Raw genomic sequence first — 9,444 nt, 5'->3', positions numbered from 1 at the left:
AAGGGCGTGGGAGGTGCCCCCACTCGCCGCACCGGGCGAAAACCCACGTACAACCAGTACGAGGGCTTCCGCCCGGCACGCCGAGAGCACGCCCCGGACGCCGCCCGGCCCGCCCTCCGGGCGGACGACGGGACTTTCGCAACATGCCCTGGCCCAACCTCCACCCGCCCGGGTGACAGGGTGCCTCGCGCTTGTCCTGCCCGACCTCGTAAGGTCTTCATCGTGCTGGAAGAGATGCGGATACGGTCGCTCGGCGTCATCGACGACGCGGTGGTCGAGCTGTCGCCCGGGTTCACCGCCGTGACCGGTGAGACGGGTGCCGGCAAGACCATGGTCGTCACCAGTCTCGGGCTGCTGCTCGGTGGACGGGCCGACGCGGCGCTCGTACGGATCGGGGCCGAGAAGGCCGTCGTCGAGGGGCGGATCGCCGTGCCCCCCGGGGCCTCGGCCGTCGTACGGGCCGAGGAGGCCGGGGCCGAGCTGGACGACGGGGCGCTGCTGATCAGCCGTACCGTTTCCGCCGAGGGGCGGTCGCGGGCGCATGTGGGCGGTCGGAGCGTGCCCGTGGGGCTGCTCGCCGACCTCGCCGACGATCTGGTCGCCGTGCACGGACAGACCGATCAGCAGGGGCTGCTGAAGCTGTCCCGGCAGCGGCAGGCGCTCGACCGGTACGCCGGGGAGGCCGTCGCAGGGCCGCTCGCCAAGTACGGCGAGGCCTATCGGCGGCTGCGGGCCGTCTCGGTCGAGCTGGAGGAGATCGTCACGCGCGCGCGTGAGCGGGCTCAGGAAGCCGACATGCTGCGCTACGGGCTCGACGAGATCGCCGGGGTCGAGCCGCGTGGCGGGGAGGACGTGGAGCTCGCCGAGGAGGCCGAGCGGCTCGGGCACGCCGAGGCGCTGTCGTCGGCCGCCACGGCCGCTCACGCCGCCCTCGCGGGCAATCCCGAGGATCCCGAGGGGATCGACGCGGCGACGCTCGTGGCGGGCGCCCAGCGGGCCCTGGACGCCGTGCGGTCGCACGATCCGGCGCTGGCCGCGCTGGCCGACCGGATCGGGGAGATCGGGATTCTGCTGGGCGACGTGGCCGGGGAGCTGGCGGGGTACGCCGACGATCTGGACGCCGATCCGCTGCGGCTGGCGGCCGTCGAGGAACGGCGGGCCGCGCTCACCGGCCTGACCCGGAAGTACGGCGAGAACATCGACTCCGTGCTGGCCTGGGCCGAGGAGAGCGCCGCGCGTCTCACCGAACTCGACGGCGACGACGAGCGGATCGACGAACTGACCGCCGAGCGGGACGCCCTCCGCGCGGAACTGGGGGGGCTCGCCCAGGCGTTGACCGACGCCCGCGCCGAGGCAGCCGAACGCTTCGCCGCGGCCGTCACCGCCGAACTGGCCTCCCTCGCGATGCCGCACGCGCGCGTGTCCTTCGAGATCCGGCAGACCGAGGATCCGGAGGGCGTCGAGGTCGGCGGGCGTACCGTCGCGTACGGGCCGTCCGGTGCCGACGAGGTCGAGCTGCTGCTCGCCCCGCATCCGGGGGCGCCGCCGCGGCCCATCGCCAAGGGCGCGTCCGGCGGTGAACTCTCGCGCGTGATGCTGGCGGTGGAGGTCGTCTTCGCCGGCACCGACCCGGTCCCCACGTATCTCTTCGACGAGGTCGACGCCGGTGTCGGCGGCAAGGCGGCGGTCGAGATCGGACGGCGGCTGGCGAAGCTCGCGAAGTCCGCTCAGGTCGTGGTCGTGACGCACCTGCCGCAGGTGGCCGCCTTCGCCGACCGGCAGCTGCTGGTCGAGAAGACCAATGACGGATCGGTCACACGGTCCGGCGTGAAGGTCCTCGAAGGCGAGGAGCGGGTGCGGGAGTTGTCCCGGATGCTGGCCGGCCAGGAGGACTCGGAGACGGCCCGGGCCCACGCGGAGGAGCTGCTGGCGACGGCTCGCGCGGACGGGTAGCGACGGGTTGGCCACGGGGGTGGCGGCGGGGTAGCCACGGGGGTGGCGACGGGGCGGTTCGTGGCCGCGCGAGAGTCGCCGGCGCGCCCGGAACCACCCCTTCCTCACCCGTGTGGGTGACACCGAGCCCTCGCCGCACGGTCTCCGGCCCCCCGCGCGTTGCCGGAACACCCGTACGTGCTGGCATCCTTGGCGTAGTACGGGGAGGAAACCGCGCGGTACATCCCCTCCGCCCGGTCCTTCTGTACCTTCTTCGTGACCGCCCGACGCCGAACCAGGAGCCCCGGCCACGTGAGCCCCGTGAGCAGCCATCCGCCGCACGGTCAGTCGCCGCTGCGCACCGTGCAGGTGCTGGGCGGCGGCAACGCCGGCAGCAGCGCGCATGTGCGCTCGCTGGCGTCCGGGCTCGTCGCCAGAGGCGTGCGGGTGACGGTGTGCGCCCCGGTGGAGGCCGATCACCTCTACGACTTCACGGGCGCCGGCGCCGAACACGTGCACGTGCCCCGGAGCAGCGACCCGGCGTCCGTGGCCGTGCTGCGCGAGGCGTGCAAGGACGCCGATCTGGTGCACGCGCACGGTCTGCACGCCTCGTTCCGTGCCGTGCTCGCGCTCAGCGGGCGCCGGACCCCACTCGTCGTCACCTGGCACAACCGCGCGCACACCGAGGGCGCGCGGGCCCATCTGCTGCGGCTCCTGGAGCGGCGGGTGGTGAAGGCCGCCACGGTGGTCCTGGGCACCACGTCCGACCTCGTCGACCGGGCTCGCCGCACCGGCGCCCGGGACGCGCGGCTCGCCGCGGTCGCCCTGCTCGCGTCCCGCCGGTCCGCCGAGCCCGAGCCCGCCGGCTCCAAACTGCGGGCCGAACTCGGCGCCACCGGACGCCCGTTGCTGATGGCGGTCGGCTCGCTCGACCGGCATCGCGGCTACGACACCCTGCTGGACGCCACGCGCGCCTGGCGCCGCCTCGACCCCGTACCGCTGGTGGTGATCGCGGGCGAAGGGCCGTTGCGGGCCGTGCTGCAGCGCCGGATCGAGGACGAGGGCCTGCCGGTACGGCTCATCGGGGGCCGGGACGACGTGGGTGACCTGCTCTCCGCCGCCGATCTGGCGCTGCTGCCCAGCAGTTGGGAGTCACGCTCGGTGCTCGCCCAGGAGGCCCTCCACGCGCGCGTGCCGCTCGTCGCGACCCGTGTGGGCGGCATCCCCGAACTCGTCGGCGACGCCGCCGAACTCGTCCCCTACGGCGACGCGGAGGCCCTCGCCGACGCCGTGGCCGGACTGCTCGCCGACCCCGAGCGGCGCGAGCTGCTCAGGGACCGGGGCACCCGGCAGGCGGCGACCTGGCCGACCGAGGACGAGACGGTCGCCCAAGTGCTCAGCGTCTACGACGAGTTGACGCAGCCGCGCCCCCTCATCTAGGAGGGCGTGTTGCGAAAGTCCCGCCTGCCGGGCGACGCCCGGCCCGCCCTCCGGGCGGACGACGGGGCTTTCGCAGCACGCCCTGGCGCCCCCTCATCCGGGGAACGCGTCGCTACGGCACGTGTCGGCGGGCCCGCAGGGCCAGGCTCAACGCCAGTACCGTCTGCGGGTCGTCGAGGTCCGTGCCCAGCAACTCGCCGATGCGGGCGAGCCGGTTGTACAGGGTCTGCCGGTTGAGGTGCAGCTCGCGGGCCGTCTCCGCCTTGCGGCCCGCGTGCGCCAGATACGTCTGGAGGGTGGGCAGCAGCGGCGGCTTCGAGCGGTTGTCGTGGTCCCGGAGGGGGCCGATCGCGCGGTCCACGAACGCCGCGAGGTCGGGATGGTCGCGCAGCCGCCACAGAAGAAGGTCGATGTCGAGGCGGCGGGCGTCGTACCAGGGGCGGTCCGTGAGCCCCTGGGCCGCCGTCGCCGTCTCCGCGGCGTGCCGCAGTCCGGCCGAGGCCGCGGCCCAGCCACCGGCCACCCCCACGACCACCACCGGCGGCTGTGCCCCCGGCCGCTGCATGCCGGCCCGCTCCACCCCGGCCCGCAGCGCCGCCGCGACCCGGTCCGCCACGGCCGACCGCTCGGACTCCGAACGCAGGCCCAGCAGGACGAGGACACGGCCCTCGACAGGTCGTACACCCAACAGGACCGGCACCCCGACCGAGGCCAGCTCCTCGGACACCGCGCGGGCCAGCACCGCCCAGCCGCCGCCGGCGGAGAGGGCGTCACCGAGCCGCATGACCACCGGCAGCAAGGGGCCGGAGCCCGGCTTGAAGCCCAGCACGCGGGCCTGCGCGGGCGCGTCCTCGGCGGTGATCCGGCCCTCGGCGAGGTCGGTGAGGAAGTCGCCGCGCCCGCGGGCCGCCAGTTCCTCCTCCTGACGGGCCTGCATCAGGACCACGGCGAGGATGCCGGCGGCCCGCTCCGCCGCCATACGGTGCACGGGAACCAGGGGAGCCCGCACGGGCAGCAGGACCAGCCGCGCCCGCACCGACCCCGTGCCCGGGCCGCCTCCCGGGACGTCCACCAGTACCGAACCGGCCGGTGGCGCGTCCTTGTGCTGCCCGCGCAGCCCCTCCCACACCTGGAGCGGATCGGCGCCCTCGGGCCCCGCCCCGGCGGCGTACAGCAACTGCCCGTCCGGCGTCTCCAGGAACACCGGGTTGCCGCTGAAGTCGGCCAGGATGCCCAGCACTTGAGGCACGCCTCCGCCGCCCAGCAGCGCCTCGGTACAGCGGCGGTGCACTTCCTCGGCCCGCTGGAGCAGCGCGTAGTGGCCGTTGACGATCTCGGTGTGGATCTCCTCCGTCACCGCGACGAAGGGCACCTCACGGTGCAGCTGGACCAGCGGCAGACCGGTCGCTCGGGCCGTGTCGACGAGGGCGGCGGGCAGACGGGTGAAGCGCGGGCCCAGCTCCACGACCAGGGCCGCGATGCCGCGCTCGGCCAGGGTGCGGACGAACGCCCGCTGCTCGGCCGGGCGGGTGCCCAGCCCGTAGCCGGTGGTCAGCAGCAGTTCGCCGCCCTTGAGCAGCGAGGCGATGTTCGGCACCTCGCCCGCGTGCACCCACCGCACGGTCCGCTGCAGCCGGTCGCCCCCCGCGAGCACCTCGGGCAGTCCGCTCCGCAGCCCGGGCAGCTCCAGCGCCCGCCGCACGGTGATCCCGGCACCCTGGGTGTCGAACCCGCTGTCCCTACCGCTGTCCATAGCCGGACGCTACCTGCGGATACGGCTCCGGGACAGCCGCGGGCGGGCCGGCGACGATCATCGGGCGGCTGCAGCGGCGGGCACTCCGTCCCCGACGTTCTCACCCCGGCACGATGTTGTGGTTGAAGCGGAACACGTTGTCCGGGTCGTACGCGCGCTTCACCGCCGCCAGCCGCGCCGTGTTCTCCGGGCCCAGACCGGCGACCACCCGGTCGGGGCCCTCGTCGCCGATGAAGTTCAGATAGGTGGCGCCGGTGCTCCACGGGCGCACGTCGGCCCGGACGTCCCCCACCCACCGGACGCACCGGTCGTCGTCCGCCGGGTCCTCCCAGATGCCGAAGGGGTGGACCGCCCAGGGGGCGTCGCGGTAGGGCACCGGGTACTCGTGCGGACCGGCCGCGATCGCGCCGCCCTGGGGGAACAGGACGTGCTGGATGCCCGTCGGTACGGGCATCGACTCGCCGCGCGCGCAGTAGACGTCCACGAGGTCGTCGGGAAGGCCCCTCAGGTACTCCGCCGACCAGTAGTTCCGCATCCCGGCCGGATCGTCGAGCATGCACTGCACATCGGCGTACGGCATCGCACCGACGATCTCCGCCTCGTGCGGCAGGGCGAGGAGCGGCTCGGCCAGCTTGCGCATGTCCTCCTCGGCACCGGCGTACGTCAGCAGCGCGGCGCAGACCAGATGACCGACCAGGCCCGGCGGTACGAACTCCTCCGGCGGGCCGGTGACGTACAGGACGGCGCCACCCGCCTCGTCCGGGCCCGTCGTGATCATCTCGCGGAAGGTGCGGACGACCTCGGCACCGAACTCCGGGAGGTACAGCACCATCGCGATGGAGAACTCCGGCAGCTCGTGCAGCTTCAGGGTGAGCGCCGTGGCGATGCCGAAGTTGCCGCCGCCGCCGTGCAGCGCCCAGAACAGCTCGGGGTTGTCGTCGGCGCTCGCGTGCACCCTGCGGGCGTCCGCGGTGACCAGCTCCACGCCGAGGAGGTTGTCGACGGCGAGCCCGAAGCAGCGGTCCAGCCAGCCGGAGCCGCCGCCGAGCACATAGCCGCCGACTCCGGTCGTGGAGGCCCGGCCGCCGGTGGTGGCCAGTCTGTGCGGCTCGGTGGCCCGGTCCAGGTCGCTCATGGTGGCCCCGCCCGCGACCCGTACCGCCTCGGCCGCGGGATCGACGGAGACCGCGCGCATATGGCGCAGGTCGACGACGAGACCGCCGTCGTTCAGGGCCGTGCCGGCCACGCCGTGCCCGCCGCCACGTACGGCGATCGGCAGGTCGAGGTCGCGGCCGAAGCGCACCGTCCTGACGACGTCGGTCTCGTCCACGCACTGCGCGATCACCGCGGGCCGGCGGTCGATCATCGCGTTGAAGACGCTCCGGGCCTCGTCGTAGCCCGTGTCCCCCGGGGCGAACACGTCGCCGACCAGATCCTCGCGGAGCGCGTCGAGTGCCGCGCCCGCCTTCGGGAGGGAAGCCATGGCCGCCCCCTTTCGCACAGGGGCAAATGTCTGCTTTCAGCCTAGGGGGACGCGGGTCCCGGGGCGCGTTGGGACCCTTGGAGCCGAGAGGTGAGCGCCTACCGCCGTGCCAGGCCGTCGAGCATCAGGATGACGGTGAAGTCGAAACGGTCGTGGCCCTCGCCGGCCGTGAGTTCGGCGGCGTGACGGGTGGTGTGCGGGAAGGACTCGGCGGGCAGGGCGGTGAGCCGGCCCAGCAGCTCCTCGCGGTCGAGGACCCAGGCGGTGTCGTCCTGTGCCGACCTCTGGCGGGCGATCGACCTCTCGAGGCAGTAGGCGGCCACGTACAGCAGGAGGGCGTCGACGGCCCAGGCGGCGGCCTGGGGGGCGACGCCGCCGGCGAGCAGGATCGCCAGCAGCCCCTCGCTGACCCGCAGGGTCTCCAGGTCGGTGGGGGCCATGGCGAACGCGGCGCGGGAGATCCCCGGGAACTTCAGGTACCGGTCCCGCAGCTGGGCGCACACGCCGTGCACCTGGTCCCGCCAGTCCGCCGGGTCGGGTGCGGGCAGCGTCAGCTCGGCGCACAGGCGTCCGATGAGCAGCTCGTCGAGATCGGCCTTGTTGACCACATGGGCGTAGAGCGAGGCGGGGCCGGTGTCGAGCGCGGCGGCCAGCCGGCGCATGGTCAGCGCCTCGTAGCCCTCGGCGGCGACGACGTCCAGCGCGCTCTCGACGACCTGCTCCACGGTGATCGGGGCCTTGCGGCGGCGGGGCGCGGGGTCGGCTCCGGACTCGGGGTGGGGCGGCAGGTGGCGCGCCGCGCGCCGCTCTCTCGGGTTCACGTGGCCATCATAGCTTGACGCGAACAGTGTTCGTAGATAGAACAACGTTCGTGACAGTGATTCTGAAGCAGGACATGGACGTGACCGTGGTCGGAGCCGGGCCGGTGGGCCTCGTACTCGCCGCGGAGCTGGCGCTCTCCGGGGCGAGCGTGCAGGTGATCGAGCGACTGGCCGAGCCGAGCGGGGCGATGAAGGCGGGCTCGATCAACGTGCCGACGGCCGAGGCCCTCGACCGCCGAGGCCTCCTGCCGGCCGCCGAGAAGATCCAACGAGAGGTCCTCGGAAGGGCGGAGACGGCCGCCCGGGAGGCGGGCGTGGGGCACCGGGACGGTGCGGGTCCGCCGGACGGCGACCGCCGGCGGGCTGACGCGGCTCTGCGGGACGGTGCCGGTCGGCAGGCCAGTGCTGGTGCGGGGGATGGTGACCGCTGGCAGGAGGGCGGCGGTCGGCAGGAGGGTGTGGGTTCGCGGGACGGTGGCCTTCGGCGGGCTGGTGCTGGTCGGCAGAACAGCGGCGGTCGGCAGGGCGGTGCTGGTGCGGGGGAGGGTGATGGTTGGCCGGACGGTGCGGGTCGGCAGGGCGGTGTGGGTTCGCCGGACGGTGGCCGGCGGCGTAGCAGCGACGGTCGGCGGGATGGTGACGGGGGGCCAGGTGGTGGTCGGCGGGGTGTGGGGGTGGCTCGGTTTACCGGGCATTTCGCGGGGATGGTTCTTGACGCCGGTCTTGTGGACTGGGCGGACGCCGATCTCGCCGCGCACGCCGGTGTCGACGGAGCTCGGGTGGTGCCGCAGCGGGAGCTGGAGGAGCTGCTGGCCGGTCATGTGGCGGACCTGGGCGTACCCGTGTACCGCGGGGTGGAGGTCACCGCGTTCGAGGACACCGGCGACGGCGTCCTGGTCGGCACCACCGCCGGTACGGTCCGCACCGGGTGGCTGGTCGGGTGCGACGGCGGGCGCAGCACCGTACGCCGCCTCGCCGGCATCGACTTCCCCGGCACCGACCCCGAACTCACCGGACATCTGGCGATCGCCGACATCGCCGACCCGGAGAAGCTCGCGAGCGGCTGGACCTGGTCCGACCGGGGGGCGTACCGCAACGGGCCGCAGCCCGGGCGCATCGTCACCGTGGAGTTCGACCGCGCTCCCGCCGACCGGTCGGCGCCAGTCACCCTCGACGAGCTGCAGAGCAGCCTGCGCCGGGTCTCCGGCACCGATGTCACCCTGACCGCGCTGCGCGGCACCGCGACCCGCTGGAGCGACAACGCCCGCCAGGCCGCCGCCTACCGGTCGGGGCGGGTGCTGCTGGCCGGCGACTCCGCGCACGTCCACTCGCCGTTCGGCGGGCAGGGCCTCAATCTGGGGGTCGGCGACGCGATGAACCTGGGCTGGAAGCTCGGTGCCGTCATCGGCGGGTGGGCGCCCGAAGGGCTGCTCGACACCTATGACGCCGAACGCCGTCCCGTCGGTGCCTGGGTGCTGGACTGGACGCGGGCCCAGATCGCGGTACTGCGCGGGGACGCCAGGTCGGCGGCCCTGCGGGAGGTCGTCGGCGATCTGCTGGGCACCCGGGACGGCACCACCTACGCGGTCAAGAAGATCGCCGGCGTGACCCAGCGCATCGACCTGCCCGGCGACCACCCGCTGGTCGGCCGGTACGTACCCGACCTGTGCCTGGTGGACGGCTCCCGGCCGGCCGACCACGCCCACGACGGCGGCTTCGTGCTGCTGGACCGCACCGCGGACGGGACGTTCACCCGCACCGCCGCGGCCTGGGCGGAGCGGGTGAGGAGCGTGCCGGACGCCCACGCGACACCGACCGGGATACTGGTCCGCCCGGACGGGGTGGTCGCCTGGGCCACCGACGCCACGACAGAGTTCAGCGACGCCGCCGCCGGCCTCGAAGCCGCCCTGCACCGCTGGGCCGGCGCACCGTCACCCGTACCGGGGCACGAGCCGGTGCGCTGACCCGCCGCCCGCCGCCCGCCGCCCGCCGCGGACACCGTCGTCAAGGGCGCC

Annotated in this window: 6 protein-coding genes; 3 read left to right on the top strand and 3 right to left on the bottom strand. The window is 74.3% G+C overall.

Annotated elements, in window-relative coordinates; all coding sequences use genetic code 11:
- Window positions 1-234 precede the first annotated feature (234 nt).
- Window positions 235-1,953 (top strand): DNA repair protein RecN, encoded by a 1,719-nt coding sequence (recN, locus tag ABZT17_RS44230; RefSeq protein WP_356357848.1) that lies wholly within the window; start codon window positions 235-237, stop codon window positions 1,951-1,953.
- A 291-nt stretch (window positions 1,954-2,244) separates the two neighbouring features.
- Complete coding sequence (locus tag ABZT17_RS44225) at window positions 2,245-3,372, top strand: glycosyltransferase family 4 protein (RefSeq protein WP_356357846.1); 1,128 nt, start codon at window positions 2,245-2,247, stop codon at window positions 3,370-3,372.
- 112 nt (window positions 3,373-3,484) lie between these two features.
- On the opposite strand, the gene ABZT17_RS44220 is transcribed toward ABZT17_RS44225, so the two are convergent.
- The 3 genes from ABZT17_RS44220 to ABZT17_RS44210 form a co-directional block, all read right to left on the bottom strand.
- Window positions 3,485-5,125 carry a PucR family transcriptional regulator ligand-binding domain-containing protein gene (locus ABZT17_RS44220; RefSeq protein WP_356357845.1) on the bottom strand — a complete coding sequence of 547 codons (1,641 nt, stop codon included), beginning with the start codon at window positions 5,123-5,125 and terminating at the stop codon, window positions 3,485-3,487.
- A gap of 100 nt (window positions 5,126-5,225) precedes the next feature.
- Window positions 5,226-6,608 carry an FAD-binding oxidoreductase gene (locus tag ABZT17_RS44215; RefSeq protein WP_356357844.1) on the bottom strand — a complete coding sequence of 461 codons (1,383 nt, stop codon included), beginning with the start codon at window positions 6,606-6,608 and terminating at the stop codon, window positions 5,226-5,228.
- A gap of 98 nt (window positions 6,609-6,706) precedes the next feature.
- Window positions 6,707-7,429 carry a TetR/AcrR family transcriptional regulator gene (locus ABZT17_RS44210; RefSeq protein WP_356357843.1) on the bottom strand — a complete coding sequence of 241 codons (723 nt, stop codon included), beginning with the start codon at window positions 7,427-7,429 and terminating at the stop codon, window positions 6,707-6,709.
- Window positions 7,430-7,503: 74 nt separating this feature from the next.
- Between ABZT17_RS44210 and ABZT17_RS44205 the strand changes: the two genes are divergently transcribed.
- Window positions 7,504-9,393 carry an FAD-dependent monooxygenase gene (locus ABZT17_RS44205; RefSeq protein ID WP_356357847.1) on the top strand — a complete coding sequence of 630 codons (1,890 nt, stop codon included), beginning with the start codon at window positions 7,504-7,506 and terminating at the stop codon, window positions 9,391-9,393.
- Window positions 9,394-9,444 lie beyond the last annotated feature (51 nt).

Source organism: Streptomyces sp. NPDC005648 (genome assembly GCF_040605395.1).
Lineage (GTDB): Bacteria > Actinomycetota > Actinomycetes > Streptomycetales > Streptomycetaceae > Streptomyces.
This window is presented reverse-complemented; position numbering and strand designations above follow the sequence as displayed.